This is a genomic window from Staphylococcus sp. CoH_129_LAB_1, assembly GCF_058191515.1.
The window spans coordinates 1-15,346 of record NZ_JBXWKZ010000043.1; the positions used below are offsets into that span (position 1 = coordinate 1).

The following is a 15,346-nucleotide window of genomic DNA, read 5'->3' on the forward strand; positions in this document are numbered from 1 at the left end:
AATAATAATCGAATTCAACAAAAACTAGGCTACTTATCCCCTGTAAAATACAGAGAATTAGCAGCCTAGAACATAGTATTTTTATTAAGTTCCCATTTTAAGGGTTCAGTGCCTTTGTTTATTGGTGTTTTTCATCATCTTTATAAACATATAGCTTAAAGTATTTACCTTCTGTTTTCATTTCTTTATAGAAATCAGCGATAATTTCCGCATTACTCTCAGCCCATTTAATATCAGTCGCATATTGATGTTCTCCAGGATTCATAGGATTCCATCTCATACTATATAATGTATTTTGGTCATCGTGAGATAGGAAATGGCTATGAATGAAATCTGCACCGCCTTTAATTGCTTTATCTGGAGTATCCCAACCATGTTTTTTCGCATATTCAGCACCTGTTTTGATTGGATCTTCATCTAAAGCTCCGACACCATAAAAATTATAATATTTTTTACCATCAATATTTACACCATTAGCAAGCTCACTCTTTACTGAACCTGTTTCTAATAATGCATGAGAAATTAAATATACTTCATTGACTTGCTTTTCTTTTGCAGCATTTACAAAAGCATCTGCATGTTTCAATAATGTAGGTCGATCGAACAACATACGTTTGATACGATTTTTATCAATACCTTGATATTTAGATAAATCTAAAAATTGATATTTTTGTTTGTCATTATCAATAAATTTATTACTATCCATTGCAGCTTTAATTTCACTTGCTGATGCATCTCTCCATGCATTATTGTTTTTATTCGATACTTGTTGACTTGTATAGTTATCTATTTGTTTTTTAGCAGCCTTATCAAGCGTAACGTTCACATGTTGTACTTTCTCTACTTCATTTACTTTTTTAAAAAATATCTGATCAGATATCATGGAGAAAAAGATGAAGCCAGCTGCTACTAAAATAATAAGTAACCCTACTAGGCCTATAATAGAACCTTTTCTGTGCTTTGTCATATTCACACCTCTTAGGTTAATATTGTAATTTCATTTATAGGAAAGTTTTTTCATGATATTAAATTTTAACATTTTTAATTCTCTTAAACAATTTTATACTTATAATGTTACATATTCATAAAATAAAAGTAACAGAATTGAAATTTAACAAAAATAAAAAGTAATGAAATACTCAACATTTCATTACTTAAAAATTTTTATCTATTAAATAAATATAATCGTTTGTAGTAAGGTTATCAGTAAAGTCAATATATTTAATTATTTCTTTTATAATCCATCATAATAAAACTGACAGCTTGCGATCTATTTTTATAATAATATTGATTTAAGTCGACTGTCCCTTCAATATCACCATCACGGTACATCATTTCATTTGTAAAATTATTTATCATTACAAATTCAGAACGATCTCTAATGACGTCTAAATCATCATGTCTTGCAAAAAAATGCTCAAGATTTAAATGTGCATAATCCAACTTCATACCTCCTATATTTTATTGTATAAATGTCGAATATTAATCTTACAAACTTTTTAAGACAATATATACTCCAATCTACTTATTCTATGTTTACTATTTAACACCTATTTATTAAATTAAGCAAATGATAATTCACAATACCTCGTGTAGAATTTAAACATCCGGAAATATTGTTTATGTACATAACTAAGGAGAAAGAATAAACATTTCAGATTTTAATTCATTACATATGAAGTATCATAAAATAATTCATTATTTGTTAAGGCAATATCATATCACGTATAATTATGATGAATTTTATCAATTATTATTAATAAAATTGTGGGAAGTTTCCGAAATTTATAATCCATCTTCCTCTCTATCTTTATCCTCTTTTATTTATCAAAGATTAAAGTATTATCTCATCGATCTTTTTAGAAAGGAGAAAATGAAGATAGATTGTCTAGATATTACAGAGTTAAATTATTCTTTAACTTATACAGTTAAAGATGAATATTTTTTAACTGATTTTAAACATATTTTAAATTCAAATGAATATCAATGGCTATTATATTATCTTCAGGGATACAAACAATACGAAATTGCTAAAATAATGAATCTCTCAGAAACTACAATTAAAAAATATAAATCTTCTGCTCGCAATAAACTTCAACGATATTATCTAGAAGGTGATTGGCATGTTACCCTATAATACTTTCGATTTGTTGTATATTGAAACTTTAGAAGATTCAACAATTCAGACAAAATGTTGCTTTAAAACATATGAAATGATTCTACCATTTCATATTAAAAAGATAGTTATGTACTATCTAGAGCAATTCAATAAATCATATTCACAACAACTTAAATTAGCTAAACGATTATTATCTATCAACAAATTAGTTCCTATTTATATTTCTAAAGATGTCGTTTTATTTCCAATCAAACATCAACGCGCACCCATACAAATATATTTTAACGCTCAACGCATCATTGGCTTAGCGTCTTCTCAAAATAAAACTATCATTATTTTTGAGAATTCAGCTCAATGCGTTGTGGATGAACCGTACATTTTAGTTTATAAAAAATGGCAAGAAAGTATTCTATTAACCTATTTAATTAATAAGACGACTTCTTTTCATTAAACTTATATTCTAGTAATCTTTTAGTAAACAAAGCTGTCACACATCTAATAAGATATAAACTGACAATTAAACTAATAATGGCAATAATTAAGATGGCTACTAGATAGATAAGACTTAATTCTGCTTTAGGATTTATAAATTGATTGACTACTGCCAAACTTGCGATAAAACCAGCTAAAAACCATCCTAATAGTATGATGTATGCGATGACAAATAATATAATTAATAAGAAAAAATATCCATTTGAAAAACTTTTATTTCGAAAAATATGAGCACGTAAAAATTGATTAGCAAAACGAGTAGGTTTCATAAATTTCTGTCCTATATTATTAGACGAAGATTTGTATTGTTCAAGTGTATGTTCTAATAATTGCTTTTCATTTTTATTTAAAAACCACAATTGTTTTCTTACTTTTTCTCTAAAAGCAGTTTCTTCCATAGTTTAACTCCTTTCTATTTAAACGTATCCATAAATTTTAACTGAACATCGATTTTAAAACAAACTCAATAAAAAAGAAAGATATAGTTCAAAATACTTAATTATTACTTATCTTTGCTCTTTATATATAACAAAACCGAGTCTAAGACGTGTTTATTGTCTTAGACTCGGTTTATCATAATTAGATATATTATTTTTATAATATAGATAATCCAGAACTTTTAATATCTTTTGCGAATCCTTGAACTGTATCAACTGGTAACTCATTAATATCGCGTCCAAGATTATTATTAACTTTCTTAACTACATCTGCTGGACATGTAATAATATCAGCACCAATCTCATCAGCTTGGATCACATTAAATACTTCACGACAGCTTGCCCATAATAGTTTCACACCTTTTTTACTATGTGTAACTTTTACAGATTCTTTCATTAATGGAAGTGGATCCACACCAGTATCAGCAATTCGTCCTGCAAAAACAGAAACATATGTAGGTACACCTTCAGTCACTGCTTCTGTAATAGCTTTAACTTGTTCAATTGTATATACAGCAGTTACGTTTAAACGTACATTATCAGCGGATAATTTTTTAATTAATTCAATTGTAGACTCACCTTTTGAATTCACAATTGGAATTTTAACAAACACATTGTCACCATACTGTTTTAAAATTTCTGCTTCTTTTTCCATGGTGTCTAAATCATCTGAAAATACTTCAAATGATATAGAAGCATCAGGAATTTCACGTACAACTTCTTCTGCAAAAGCTTTATAATCTGTTACACCTGCTTTCGCCATTAAGCTAGGGTTTGTTGTAAAACCATCTACTTCTTTATTTTTGTATGCCGCTTTCATTTGTTCAATATCTGCACCATCTGCAAATACTTTTACCTTTAATTGAGTCATAAAATCTTCCCTTCTCGTTTATATTACGAATATAGTTTGCTTTATCAAATGACACCATATGTATGATTTTTTTATGTTTAAGATGTTTTACTATTTCGTTATATTATTTATATCATGCTTAATTTGTATATGCGAATGTTTTGTATTGAATTTTCTGAAAAATATAAACCTATAATAATGGTACTATTAAAAATGAAATTAAATGTGGTAATATTATTTAATGGTATAAATCGGAGGTTTATTATGTCTAAATCAAAAAAATATTTCTATATATCAATTATACTTTTAATCATTAGTTTTTATTTTAATACATTTAATCCTTTACTAAGTATGCAATTTAAATCAATAAAGAATTTATTAATTGCATGTAGTATTGTAAATGTTGTAATCCTTATTGCATCAATTATATTTTCTGATAAAGCCATTAAGCATTTAAATAATAAAAATAAAGATTGGATTAAGACTGCTACTAAAATATTACCTTTTGTAATATTGATAGTAATTTTGTTCCATATTTTTGCTTCTGTAAAAACATTTGGTATATTTTCATAATTAAATAATATATAAAGGTGAATCTTTTATGCAATATGTAACCGTGTTTATAGGTGGTACGTTGGGGGCTTTATTAAGATTCTTGTTTTCTTTTATGAATCACAGTAGCACCTTTCCTATTGGCACATTGATAGCTAATTTGTCAGGTGCTTTTCTCATGGGTTATCTATCAGTAGTAATGATTAAATTATTTAAAGATTACCCTAAAATTAAAAAAGGTGTTACGACAGGTTTTTTAGGTGCTTTGACAACATTTTCAACATTTCAATTTGAATTAGTTACACTACTTCACAATTATCATATTCTCTTAGCTGTGGTTTATGCGTTTACGAGTTATACCCTTGGCGTAGTCTTGTGCTGGATTGGTATGAAATTAGGAGGTCGTACATCTTGATACAAGCGCTTTTAATTATGATTGGCGGTGGTTTAGGAGCTGTAGTCAGGGCATGGCTAACTGATGTTACCAAATCTAAATGGTCTACTTCAATACCTATAGCTACTCTAATCGTTAACTGGATTGGAAGTTTTCTTATTGGTTTAACTACAGGGCTTTCTAGTCACTTAAACTGGATAAATATGTTTTTTATCACTGGTTTTTTAGGTGGTTTAACGACATTTTCAACTATGTCTTATGAACTTACTCAATGTCTAACGCCGTCATTTAAACTATTTAAATTTATAATTTATTCTCTATTGCAATTTGTTATAGGATTTATTGCTTGTTTAATTGGCTTTATAATATAAAAAAAGAGTGAACATGTAGTTAATCAACCTGCATGTTCACTCTTTTTCAATTGAATCTATTGACCTTCAAATGTATCTGGATCAGGTCCTATACGTTGATCTTTGTTTAAATTATCAATTCGTTTCATTTGTTTTTCTGATAATTCAAAATCAAATACATCTATATTTTCTTCAATTCTGCTTGGTGTTACTGATTTAGGAATAACCACGACATTATGTTGCATATTCCATTTAATAATAACTTGTGCTGCTGATTTATTAACTTCATTTCCGATTTCATTCAACGTTTCATCGTTTAAAATTTGAGCATTCATAAATGGTGACCAAGATTCCATATGAATGTTTTGAGCTTCCAAATATTTTCTAAGTTTTTCTTGAGTAAAGTATGGATGGAATTCTACTTGGTTAATCACTGGTTTAATTGAAACTTGTGCTAATAATGCTTCAAAGTGATCCGGATTGAAATTACTAACTCCAATGTTTTTGACTTTATTATCTTTGTATAAATCCTCCATACCTTTCCAAGTATCGATCATTACCGCCTCATTTGTACCTGGCCAATGTACTAAATATAAATCTAAATAATCTAACCCAAGTTTTTGGATACTTGTTTCGTAGGCTCGAGCTACATTTTCACGTCCGAAATCTTCGAAAAATAATTTTGATGTTACGAAAATATCTTCTCTATTTAATCCTGTTGATTCTAATCCTTCTTTGATACCTTGACCTACTTGTTCTTCATTTCCATATACTTTAGCTGTATCTATACTACGATATCCAGATTCAATAGCATGTTTAACAGCTTCTTTACAAGTATCGTTGTTTTCTACTCGGAATGTTCCAAGTCCTAACATAGGCATTTGATTTCCATTATAGAATTCAATATAGTCCATTTTTCTTCCTCCCTTAAAAATAACTATTCTGTATATACCCTAAAAGTATATTTATGAACATCAATCATAATATAAAAAAACGAGTCTGGGACATAATGTTTCTAGATAAGTGAAAAAAGACAAGTTCTATTGAAATAATATAGAACTTGTCTTTTTCATAAATTTTTTATTATTTTCAACTCGTTGGGTTGCTCGTTTTCTTATATTGAGTGCCATTAGTAGAGTAAGTTAAGTCATGTTATATTCTTTATATATAAGGAACCTTGTTAATTTAGTTTATTGGTATTTATTAATTTATACGAAAGAGCCTTATTTTTTTAAGTAATTCAATGTAAAATTACATATAAATAAAAAGTATTTTGGCGAGACTCTTGAGAGAACAGGACAAGCTGAAGACGACAGGCTGAAGCTGTCCCCTAAGAAAGCGTGTCAACAATACGTAGTATTGTAAAGAAGCCAGTAAATGAATTTATAATACACTCATTTACTGGCTATTTTGCTAGGAATTATATCCCAGCCTCAACTTCTCTTAATTAAATGATTCAATTTTATCCATTATATTTTGTAATTCATCGACATTATATTGAATACGTCCATGGAATACAAATTTATTAAAGAATTCATCAAGTTGTTCAGGACCAACTAAAACCTTAACGCTTGAACTTTGCGCATAGTTTGAAATCGTTACTTCTTTATCATGTTTAGGATTAAAATATAAAATTGATGTTGGTGTATATTTAAGTCCTAATTCTGTTTGTAAATCTGTAGCCAACTTCTCAATCGTAGAAAGTTGATCAAAATAATTAATAAATGATAGTTTTGAATGATTATCTTCATGTTGATCAAGAACTAACGTTTGAGGCGCTTTTATATTTAAATCAAGTGTATCAAATACTTGTTTCATCATTGGTAACTCTTGAAATTGCGCACCACTAATTCCATTATAAACATGGCCTTTTAATAATTGAGAATCAATGATATATAAACCAGTTCTTGTAAGCACAAGATGACTAATACGTTGAATAGTATTAAACTCATTACTTGGCAAGAAAATATTAGCCATTATATGCATATCTTCACGTCTAATACGTTTTTCTTTAACTAGACGGTCTCTAATACCAATAAGTCTCATATCAGTCACGTATTCACTTTTATTTTTAGAAAATAATTTTAAAGCATCAATTTCACGTTCTTTTCCATTAACTGTAGCTTCAAATTCTTCTTTTTGTTTTGTCACTTGTTTTTTATTTTCGATACGTTCTTTTTCAAGTGCTTCCTCATGTGAAGACTTAAGTTGTTGTTCCTTGAGATTATATTCTTCACTCGCTTTATGCTTCATATTATTTTTACTTTTCAAGGCAACTAAAAATAAAACGAAACATATAATTGCTATAATTATCGCTATGATTAAGCCAATCTCAACCGGTCCAAATGAATTCATTCGATAACGCTCCTTTTAAACTGTCAATATCTATCTATTATAATAGAAATAGATGATAATTTCGAGATTTAACCTAATTAACTACTGTATATCCTACATTATTCTTGAACAGCATCCTTTAGGACATTCACTTTATCTAATTTCTCCCATGGTAACAATACATCAGTACGACCAAAGTGTCCATATGCAGCTGTTTGTTTATAAATAGGATGTTTTAAATCAAGCATTTTAATAATACCTGCTGGTCTTAAGTCAAAGTGATTTCTTACCGCTTCAACTAATTGTGCTTCAGAAACTTTCCCTGTTTTAAATGTATCAATAGCAATAGATACAGGTTCTGCTACACCAATTGCATAAGCTAATTGCACTTCACATTGTTCAGCTAATCCAGCTGCTACAATATTTTTTGCAACATATCTTGCTGCATATGCGGCAGAACGGTCTACTTTTGTAGGATCTTTACCACTGAAACAACCACCTCCATGACGAGCATAACCGCCATATGTATCTACGATAATTTTTCTTCCAGTTAAACCAGCGTCTCCTTGAGGACCTCCAATAACAAATCGACCAGTTGGATTAATAAAGAATTTTGTTTCATCATCAATCAAACTATTAGGCACAGTCGGATAAATGACATGATCCTTAATATCTTTTTGAATTTGACCTAACTCAATATCTTCAGCATGTTGAGAAGACAGTACAATCGTATCAATACGTTTAGGTTTATCATTTTCATCGTATTCTACTGTTACTTGAACTTTACCATCTGGACGTAAATAATTTAAGGTACCATCTTTACGAACATCGGATAAGCGTTTCGCTAGTTGATGTGATAAAAAGATTGGAAGTGGCATATATGTTTCAGTTTCATTTGTTGCATAACCAAACATTAAACCTTGGTCTCCGGCACCTGTTGCTTCAATTTCTTTTTCAGATATATCATTGCGATACTCAAGTGCTTTATCTACACCTTGTGCAATGTCAGGTGATTGCTCATCAATCGCTGTTAAAACAGCCATAGTTTGATAATCGTAACCATATTTAGCCCTTGTATATCCGATATTTTTAATTGTTTCGCGGACTACTTTAGGAATATCTACATATGTAGACGTTGAAATTTCACCAGAAATCAAAGCCATACCTGTTGTTACAGTTGTTTCACAAGCAACACGTGCATTAGGATCGTCTTTTAAAATTTCATCTAAAATTGCATCAGACACTTGATCAGCAATTTTATCTGGATGCCCTTCTGTCACTGATTCTGATGTAAATAAACGTTTATTATAAGTCATGATTTGCTCCTTTTTAACTATATTTACGAAAATTCTCTTTTGACAATGAGCTTAAAATAAAAGAGCCTTCTCAACTATCTAGATAGAGAGAAGGCTCTTAAACGTCCATTCGCTCTTATCGTTCAGACAAATATTGTGTCTGCAAACGGTTTGGCACCTTTCTTTAAAAAAAGAGGTTGCTGGGCTTCATTGGGTCCATGTCCCTCCACCGCTCAGGATAAGAGAATCCGTTAAAATCTATACTACATAATTACTTTAAAATTGTCAATTTTGATTTTTTAAATGCCCTTTTATTTATAATGGAATAATTAAATCAATATGTTATACTATTTTATTGTAAGGGCTTACATATAAGTATAAAAACATATTTGGAGGGATGTTGTATGTCAATAGATACATACAGTGAAACACCTAAAATCAAACACTTATTAGAAAAAGAAACGACTTTATTTCAACTTTCTACTACTCAGCTTTATTATAAAATTTTAAATAATAATGAAGGTGAACTCACTGAACTTGGCGCAATTAATATGAGTACAGGTAAGTATACAGGTCGTTCACCAAAAGATAAATTTATCGTGAATGAACCTTCATATCGAGACAATATCGATTGGGGAGACATTAATCAACCTATTGATGAAGAAGTATTTTTAAATTTATACAATAAAGTATTAGATTATTTAGATCAAAAAGATGAACTATATGTCTTTAACGGCTATGCTGGAAGTGACAAAGACTCACAACTAAAATTAAAAGTCATCAATGAGCTTGCATGGCATAATTTATTTGCGCAAAATATGTTTATCCGACCTGAATCAGTTGAGGAAGCAAGTCATATTAAACCAAATTTCACTATCGTTTCTGCCCCACATTTTAAAGCCAATCCAGATGTTGACGGTACTAATTCCGAAACGTTTATTATTGTTTCATTTAAACATAAAGTAATTTTAATTGGTGGTACTGAATACGCTGGAGAAATGAAAAAAGGTATCTTTTCAGTGATGAATTATTTATTACCTATGCAAGATATTATGAGTATGCATTGCTCTGCAAATGTCGGAGAAAAAGGTGATGTTGCTCTGTTCTTTGGACTATCTGGGACAGGAAAAACAACGTTATCAGCAGCTTCAAATCGCAAATTAATCGGCGATGATGAACATGGTTGGAACAAAAATGGTATTTTCAACATTGAAGGTGGTTGCTATGCAAAAGCAATTCACTTATCTAAAGAAAAAGAACCTCAAATTTATAATGCCATAAAATATGGTACTATTCTTGAAAATACTATCGTTGATGAACGTGGTCATGTTGATTTTGATGATAATACAAATACCGAAAACACACGTGCTGCTTATCCAATCCATCATATTGATAATATCGTATTACCTTCTAAAGCTGCACATCCTAATACAATTATTTTCTTAACTGCAGATGCATTTGGCGTGCTTCCACCTATTGCTAAATTATCTAAATCACAGGCAATGTATCATTTCTTAAGTGGTTTTACATCAAAATTAGCTGGCACTGAACGTGGCGTGACAGAACCTGAGCCATCATTTTCTACGTGCTTTGGCGCTCCATTCTTACCTTTACATCCTACTAAATATGCAAATTTACTTGGTAAGCTAATTGATGAACATGATGTTGATGTATATCTAGTAAACACAGGATGGACTGGTGGTAAATATGGTATAGGACGTCGTATCAGCTTACATTATACACGTTATATGGTAGATCAAGCTATTTCTGGTAAGCTAAAACAAGCTACATTTACCACAGATGAAATATTCGGTTTAAGTATACCAATTGAAATGGAAGATGTACCTAAAACGATTTTAAATCCAATCCATGCTTGGAACGATCCTGACGCTTATCGCCATCAAGCTAATGACTTAAAACAACGTTTTGAAGAAAACTTCAAAAAATTTGGAAATGAAGTAAAAGATATTGCCAAAGAAGGCGGATTTAATCATTAATATAATATAAATTAAAAGACTTACATGAATAACCTTTATGGTCATCTTTGTAAGTCTTTTTCTATATGATTCATCCATTGAAATATATAATCTAAAACTTCTTTCAATGCTTGCGGTCTTGGTACATGTCCTTCTTCAAGTTGATAAAATGTATCATGCTTGACCCCTTTAAGTTCTAAATGTTCTTGAAGAAAATACGCTTGATGTATCCCTACTTGTCGATCTTTACCTCCATGTACAATTAAAATAGGTGGACTGTTTGGATTCAAAGTACGTATCGCATTTCTTTTTTCATATGCCTCTTTATCCTTTTTCGGATGACCTACCATACGTCTTAACATACCTCTTAAGTCAACACGTTCTTCATACATTAAATGAACATCCGAAACACCACCCCAAATGATATAACTATCAACTGGATCATCTTGAAATGATAATAATCCTTGAATTCCACCTCTTGAAAATCCAATCATATGAATAAAAGCTTGTGGAAATTTGTCTTTTAATAATCGAATAAGTACTGTTACATCATGTAAATCAGCATTACAAAATTCATCTTTTCCTTCACTGCCATTACTCCCTCTATAATAGGGCCCTACAACTAACGTATGCGGATCAGAAAATTGCATTAGTCTGGAAGCTCTTACTCTCCCAACTTGCCCTTTTCCACCACGTAAATAAACCACAATTCGTTTAACATTATGGTGTATAGGAACCATCTGTAATGCTTTTACATTTATTTCGTCTACAGTATAGGTAATTTCCTCAAATCGATGAGTGATGGATTCAACAGGCATTGTTCTAATATTTGTAATATCCAAGACCTTTCACCCTTTCTAAACATTTTAAAATGGCTGCATCTTTAATTAAATAACTCTTAAGTACTTCAGGAATATCCTCTACTTGTTTAAACAGTAATGGTCCCTCTGTTTCTAAATAATCAAATTTTCGTTCGATTGATTTCACTTTAATCACATACACATCTTTTTTAAAAAGTGACTTGTCAAAAGTATGAACTTGATATTGCGCTATATAATGTAAGGATTCTATCTTTCCACCTGTTTCTTCATAAAGCTCTCTAGCTATCGCTTGTTGACTTGTCTCATTATTTTCAACTTTACCTCCAGGGAACTCGATACCTCTTTTAGAGTGTTTAGTAAATAATAATTGATTTTGAAAAATTGGAATAGCTAAAACATGATTTCCATTCGGTATATTGTCATCAGTTTTGTATTGCATCGTTACTCGTCTATGATCTTGATCGATAAACTCCATATCATTCATCCCCCTTTTAAATGTGGTAAAATTATTTAATAATTAAATGTCTATAGGAGGTTTATATAATATGCTTAAAAAATTATTTCTTGGCATCATTCGTTTTTATCAACGTTTTATTTCCCCTATGACACCACCAACATGTCGCTTCTATCCTACTTGTTCTGAATATACTAAAGAAGCTATAGAAGTATATGGGGCTCTCAAAGGTGGCTACATGGGGATAAAACGTATACTAAAATGTCATCCTTTACACAAAGGTGGCTTTGATCCTGTACCTTTAAAAAATGATAAACATACACATCATCATTCATAAATAGATAAAACATCTATATTAACTTTGGGAGGATTGAAGTAAATCAATCCTTCTTTTAATTTGCCTACTCCTTGTGTAAAGTCTTTTTCAAAATAATATCCATCTGGAGTGACATCTCCTGGATAAGAACCTTCTTTTGCAAGTAGTGCTGTAAAGTAACGACTCAAACCATATTCATACATTCCCCCAACAACTACTTTAATATTTTTGTCTTTCAATAAATGAATCACTTCTAATGCTCTATCTATACCACCTAATCTAAAAGGTTTGATAATAACTGCTTTAATAGGATATCTTTCAATAATTGAAAGAATTCTTTGCTTATCTCTCGCTTTTTCGTCTATTGCAATCTTTGGATATTGTGACACATCTATTTCTTTTAGATTTTCTAACTGTTTAAATGGTTCTTCAATGTACAAAATATCTCGTTGGTTTATTTCTTTTAATAATTGAAATTGTACAATATCTATTGATTCATTAGCATCAAGAGCAAAATTAACCTTAAATGTTAATTCATTTCTAAGCTTATAAATGTCATCGAGGAGATGATTTGTCCACTTTAATTTAATACGTGTGGGTCTTGTGTCTTTAAGTGTTTGTAATTGTTCAGTAGATAAACCACTCACCGTAGCTCCATATTCAACATTAAAACAAGGTAACTTGTGGTAAATCTGATACACTGCCATGACTACAGTACATCTTGCAGCTGGATAATCATTTAAAAGATTAAAATATGGTTTCCAATCATTATATGTCTTGAATGACAGATTTAAAATCTTTTTTGACCAGTGTTGTATACACTTTTTAACTATGTCAATTGTTTCAGTAGCATACCAATTCGTTTCAAATGCATTACATTCACCAAAATAACTTTTTCCTTCATCAGAAATAAATCGAACTATAAGTGCTTTACGATGTGTCATTTCAATTTTAGGCGTCTTAATCGGAGAATAAAACGGCGCGTTATAATAATAAAATTGAATATCCTTGATTTTCATTTAATAATCCTCGATTCCAACTTTATTACGTTGTAATTTGCCAGTAGACGTATAAGGTAAAGAATTGACGTGTTGATATATCTTAGGAACTTTATATTTTGCTAAATGTTGTTGTAAAAATTGTTGTAGTCCTTTATTGTCGATTGTTTTAGTAGCAACATAATATAAGATAGGAATTTGACCCCATGTGTCATCTTCTTTAGGCACACATACTGCATCTTCAATACCGTCAAATGTTTTAGCTACCGTTTCAATTTCATAAGGATAAATGTTTTCTCCACCACTAATAATAAGATCTTTACGTCGATCATAAACCATCACAAAACCATCATTATCTATTTCAGCAATATCTCCTGTTTTAAAGAAACCATCTTCAAAAGTGTTGTTCAAATTCTTAGGATACAAGTATCCATTCATTACATTATCACCTTTTATAAGTAGTTCACCATGACCATCTTCGTTAGGATGTTTAATTCGTACTTCAACATTTTTACTAGGCTTGCCTACAGTATCATAACGTTTGGCTAACATTTCGGGAGAAGCGGTTAAAAACTGTGAACATGTTTCAGTCATGCCAAATGAGTTATAAATAGGTAAATGATATTGTAATGCTTGTTGAATAAGCGTCGATGATAATTTAGCGCCACCGAGTAGTATTTTTTCAATAGAATATGGTTCATTTAAACCAGCATCCATTAGCCATTTTAATGTTTGAGGTACTAGTGATACATGCGTTGGTTTTTCATCTTTAATAATTTTCAACATAACCTCAGTATCATATTTACTTAATAGACGTACAGTAAACCCTTCAATCACCGCACGTAAAACAACACTTAAACCTGAAATATGGTAAATAGGAAGTACTGATAACCACTGTGTTTGTTGATCAAAACCTAAACTATTTTTACATCCAATAGCACTTGCATAATGATTTTTAAATGTTTGAGGGACTGCTTTTTGTGGGCCAGTTGTACCTGAAGTGAACATAATCGATGCAATCCGAGACGCCTCAAATTGTTTTTCGTTAGGCGAATCTGAATATTCATTTATCTGATTTAATGAAATAACTTTAAAGTTTATTAAATCAAAATCTTTTGTTGTTAAAATTATTTTTACGTTCACTGAATTCATTTGATCAATCATTTCATTAGTGGTTAAACGCGTATTAATCATCGCAATTTCAATTTGAGCTAACCAACACGCATGAATTAATATGACTGAATCTATATCGTTACCAATATATAGTCCCACTCTATTTTCATGAAGTGATACTAACTTTTTAGAAAGTTTGAGTGCAGCGAAATATAATTGTTGATATGTTAATGTATGATTACCATCAGTAACCGCTACTTTATCTTTATTCTTAATACATTGCTCTTTTAACCAAAATTCCAAAATTCATTCCTCCAATAATTGTACAACTTTTATTATAACGATTTTCAAACGACTTAACAGGAATGGAGATTAAATTCATTTAAAATAAAGTAAAAAAGAAGTCAAATTAAACTTAACTTCCTTTAGAATAAAATATTTGTTTAAAATCACTACCTTCTTCAATCATCAATTTCTCTATAATAAAAAAAATCAGAATGAAAAAAACATCTGAGTAAATGTATGGAGAGTAAGAGCATAAAAAAGAGCAAGGTCAACGTGTCAGAGAATTATTTTCTGGACACATATTTGACACTTGCTAGTTCTAACCCCTATGATATAAGGCATTTGGTATGGAGAGTAAGGGATTCGAACCCTTGAGACGCGATAAAACGCCTACACACTTTCCAGGCGTGCTCCTTCAGCCAGACTCGGACAACTCTCCTCTATTCAATAAAAAAACAGAAGCGATATTTCACTTCTGTTTATATGACTCCTACGGGACTCGAACCCGTGTTACCGCCGTGAAAGGGCGGTGTCTTAACCGCTTGACCAAGGAGCCATGG

Annotated in this window: 18 protein-coding genes, 2 tRNA genes, 1 pseudogene and 1 riboswitch; of the genes and pseudogenes, 8 read left to right on the forward strand and 13 right to left on the reverse strand. The window is 30.5% G+C overall.

Going from position 1 to position 15,346, the window contains the following annotated elements; genetic code table 11:
* Positions 1–69: pseudogene (locus tag AC2FB1_RS10415) on the forward strand (IS3 family transposase); the annotation flags it as partial.
* A 49-nt stretch (positions 70–118) separates the two neighbouring features.
* Here AC2FB1_RS10415 and sagB read toward each other — a convergent pair.
* Both sagB and AC2FB1_RS10425 read right to left on the reverse strand, forming a co-directional pair.
* Positions 119–967: a peptidoglycan release complex glucosaminidase SagB gene (gene sagB, locus AC2FB1_RS10420; protein ID WP_490675175.1), complete on the reverse strand. Its 849-nt coding sequence runs from the start codon at positions 965–967 to the stop codon at positions 119–121.
* A 254-nt stretch (positions 968–1,221) separates the two neighbouring features.
* A complete protein-coding gene (locus tag AC2FB1_RS10425; protein WP_490675176.1) occupies positions 1,222–1,443 on the reverse strand; it encodes a hypothetical protein in 222 nt (73 codons plus the stop codon).
* A gap of 208 nt (positions 1,444–1,651) precedes the next feature.
* Here AC2FB1_RS10425 and AC2FB1_RS10430 point away from each other — a divergent pair, with 208 nt between their 5' ends.
* A complete protein-coding gene (locus tag AC2FB1_RS10430) occupies positions 1,652–2,137 on the forward strand; it encodes a sigma-70 family RNA polymerase sigma factor (RefSeq protein WP_490675195.1) in 486 nt (161 codons plus the stop codon).
* Positions 2,124–2,570: a competence protein ComK gene (locus AC2FB1_RS10435; RefSeq protein WP_490675177.1), complete on the forward strand. Its 447-nt coding sequence runs from the start codon at positions 2,124–2,126 to the stop codon at positions 2,568–2,570. The genes AC2FB1_RS10430 and AC2FB1_RS10435 overlap by 14 nt, the downstream gene beginning before the upstream one ends.
* Here the strand turns inward: AC2FB1_RS10435 and AC2FB1_RS10440 are convergent.
* Both AC2FB1_RS10440 and AC2FB1_RS10445 read right to left on the reverse strand, forming a co-directional pair.
* Positions 2,545–3,009, reverse strand: coding sequence for a hypothetical protein (locus AC2FB1_RS10440; protein ID WP_490675178.1), 465 nt, complete (start codon positions 3,007–3,009; stop codon positions 2,545–2,547). The two genes, AC2FB1_RS10435 and AC2FB1_RS10440, sit on opposite strands and share 26 nt — an antisense overlap.
* Positions 3,010–3,205: 196 nt before the next feature.
* Entirely contained in the window at positions 3,206–3,919 is a 714-nt protein-coding gene (locus AC2FB1_RS10445) for a transaldolase (RefSeq protein WP_490675179.1), read from the reverse strand.
* Positions 3,920–4,162: 243 nt separating this feature from the next.
* Here AC2FB1_RS10445 and AC2FB1_RS10450 point away from each other — a divergent pair, with 243 nt between their 5' ends.
* From AC2FB1_RS10450 to AC2FB1_RS10460, 3 genes are read left to right on the forward strand one after another with little or no spacing between them, the layout of a single operon-like run.
* Complete coding sequence (locus AC2FB1_RS10450; protein ID WP_490675181.1) at positions 4,163–4,471, forward strand: hypothetical protein; 309 nt, start codon at positions 4,163–4,165, stop codon at positions 4,469–4,471.
* 28 nt (positions 4,472–4,499) lie between these two features.
* Positions 4,500–4,865: a fluoride efflux transporter CrcB gene (gene crcB / locus AC2FB1_RS10455; RefSeq protein ID WP_490675182.1), complete on the forward strand. Its 366-nt coding sequence runs from the start codon at positions 4,500–4,502 to the stop codon at positions 4,863–4,865.
* The gene (locus AC2FB1_RS10460) at positions 4,862–5,215 is read left to right on the forward strand and encodes a fluoride efflux transporter FluC (protein WP_490675184.1); all 354 of its coding nucleotides are present in this window, start codon (positions 4,862–4,864) and stop codon (positions 5,213–5,215) included. The genes crcB and AC2FB1_RS10460 overlap by 4 nt, the downstream gene beginning before the upstream one ends.
* A gap of 56 nt (positions 5,216–5,271) precedes the next feature.
* Here AC2FB1_RS10460 and AC2FB1_RS10465 read toward each other — a convergent pair whose 3' ends face one another.
* The 3 genes from AC2FB1_RS10465 to metK all read right to left on the reverse strand — a co-directional run bounded on the left by AC2FB1_RS10465 (position 5,272) and on the right by metK (position 8,844).
* Entirely contained in the window at positions 5,272–6,108 is an 837-nt protein-coding gene (locus AC2FB1_RS10465) for an aldo/keto reductase (protein ID WP_490675186.1), read from the reverse strand.
* Between the two features lie 529 nt (positions 6,109–6,637).
* Positions 6,638–7,549, reverse strand: a complete 912-nt coding sequence (locus AC2FB1_RS10470) for an NERD domain-containing protein (RefSeq protein ID WP_490675187.1) — start codon at positions 7,547–7,549, stop codon at positions 6,638–6,640.
* 98 nt (positions 7,550–7,647) lie between these two features.
* Positions 7,648–8,844 carry a methionine adenosyltransferase gene (gene metK, locus AC2FB1_RS10475; protein WP_490675188.1) on the reverse strand — a complete coding sequence of 399 codons (1,197 nt, stop codon included), beginning with the start codon at positions 8,842–8,844 and terminating at the stop codon, positions 7,648–7,650.
* 112 nt (positions 8,845–8,956) lie between these two features.
* Positions 8,957–9,068: riboswitch (SAM riboswitch) on the reverse strand.
* A gap of 159 nt (positions 9,069–9,227) precedes the next feature.
* Between metK and pckA the strand changes: the two genes are divergently transcribed.
* Positions 9,228–10,820: a phosphoenolpyruvate carboxykinase (ATP) gene (pckA, locus tag AC2FB1_RS10480; RefSeq protein ID WP_490675189.1), complete on the forward strand. Its 1,593-nt coding sequence runs from the start codon at positions 9,228–9,230 to the stop codon at positions 10,818–10,820.
* A 41-nt stretch (positions 10,821–10,861) separates the two neighbouring features.
* On the opposite strand, the gene AC2FB1_RS10485 is transcribed toward pckA, so the two are convergent.
* Positions 10,862–11,641, reverse strand: a complete 780-nt coding sequence (locus AC2FB1_RS10485; protein WP_490675190.1) for an alpha/beta hydrolase family protein — start codon at positions 11,639–11,641, stop codon at positions 10,862–10,864.
* Entirely contained in the window at positions 11,622–12,095 is a 474-nt protein-coding gene (gene ytkD / locus AC2FB1_RS10490; RefSeq protein ID WP_490675191.1) for an RNA deprotection pyrophosphohydrolase, read from the reverse strand. Before ytkD ends, AC2FB1_RS10485 begins: the two co-directional genes overlap by 20 nt.
* A 70-nt stretch (positions 12,096–12,165) precedes the next feature.
* Between ytkD and yidD the strand changes: the two genes are divergently transcribed.
* Positions 12,166–12,411, forward strand: a complete 246-nt coding sequence (yidD, locus tag AC2FB1_RS10495) for a membrane protein insertion efficiency factor YidD (RefSeq protein WP_490675192.1) — start codon at positions 12,166–12,168, stop codon at positions 12,409–12,411.
* On the opposite strand, the gene menC is transcribed toward yidD, so the two are convergent.
* The 4 genes from menC to AC2FB1_RS10515 all read right to left on the reverse strand — a co-directional run bounded on the left by menC (position 12,402) and on the right by AC2FB1_RS10515 (position 15,342).
* On the reverse strand, positions 12,402–13,409 hold the full coding sequence (gene menC / locus AC2FB1_RS10500) for an o-succinylbenzoate synthase (protein ID WP_490675193.1): 1,008 nt from the start codon (positions 13,407–13,409) through the stop codon (positions 12,402–12,404). The two genes, yidD and menC, sit on opposite strands and share 10 nt — an antisense overlap.
* On the reverse strand, positions 13,410–14,804 hold the full coding sequence (gene menE / locus AC2FB1_RS10505) for an o-succinylbenzoate--CoA ligase (protein ID WP_490675194.1): 1,395 nt from the start codon (positions 14,802–14,804) through the stop codon (positions 13,410–13,412). It lies immediately after the preceding gene.
* A gap of 330 nt (positions 14,805–15,134) precedes the next feature.
* Positions 15,135–15,225: transfer RNA gene (locus tag AC2FB1_RS10510), tRNA-Ser, on the reverse strand.
* Between the two features lie 45 nt (positions 15,226–15,270).
* Positions 15,271–15,342: transfer RNA gene (locus AC2FB1_RS10515), tRNA-Glu, on the reverse strand.
* Positions 15,343–15,346 lie beyond the last annotated feature (4 nt).

What these genes read in the sequence shown, in the direction of transcription:
- AC2FB1_RS10445 (WP_490675179.1), bottom strand. Translation starts at nt 3,919, where the DNA reads ATGACTCAATTAAAGGTAAAAGTATTTGCAGATGGTGCAGATATTGAA.
- crcB (WP_490675182.1), top strand. Translation starts at nt 4,500, where the DNA reads ATGCAATATGTAACCGTGTTTATAGGTGGTACGTTGGGGGCTTTATTA.
- ytkD (WP_490675191.1), bottom strand. Translation starts at nt 12,095, where the DNA reads ATGGAGTTTATCGATCAAGATCATAGACGAGTAACGATGCAATACAAA.
- pckA (WP_490675189.1), top strand. Translation starts at nt 9,228, where the DNA reads ATGTCAATAGATACATACAGTGAAACACCTAAAATCAAACACTTATTA.
- yidD (WP_490675192.1), top strand. Translation starts at nt 12,166, where the DNA reads ATGCTTAAAAAATTATTTCTTGGCATCATTCGTTTTTATCAACGTTTT.
- AC2FB1_RS10435 (WP_490675177.1), top strand. Translation starts at nt 2,124, where the DNA reads ATGTTACCCTATAATACTTTCGATTTGTTGTATATTGAAACTTTAGAA.
- sagB (WP_490675175.1), bottom strand. Translation starts at nt 967, where the DNA reads ATGACAAAGCACAGAAAAGGTTCTATTATAGGCCTAGTAGGGTTACTT.
- menC (WP_490675193.1), bottom strand. Translation starts at nt 13,409, where the DNA reads ATGAAAATCAAGGATATTCAATTTTATTATTATAACGCGCCGTTTTAT.
- AC2FB1_RS10470 (WP_490675187.1), bottom strand. Translation starts at nt 7,549, where the DNA reads ATGAATTCATTTGGACCGGTTGAGATTGGCTTAATCATAGCGATAATT.
- AC2FB1_RS10465 (WP_490675186.1), bottom strand. Translation starts at nt 6,108, where the DNA reads ATGGACTATATTGAATTCTATAATGGAAATCAAATGCCTATGTTAGGA.
- metK (WP_490675188.1), bottom strand. Translation starts at nt 8,844, where the DNA reads ATGACTTATAATAAACGTTTATTTACATCAGAATCAGTGACAGAAGGG.
- AC2FB1_RS10440 (WP_490675178.1), bottom strand. Translation starts at nt 3,009, where the DNA reads ATGGAAGAAACTGCTTTTAGAGAAAAAGTAAGAAAACAATTGTGGTTT.
- AC2FB1_RS10450 (WP_490675181.1), top strand. Translation starts at nt 4,163, where the DNA reads ATGTCTAAATCAAAAAAATATTTCTATATATCAATTATACTTTTAATC.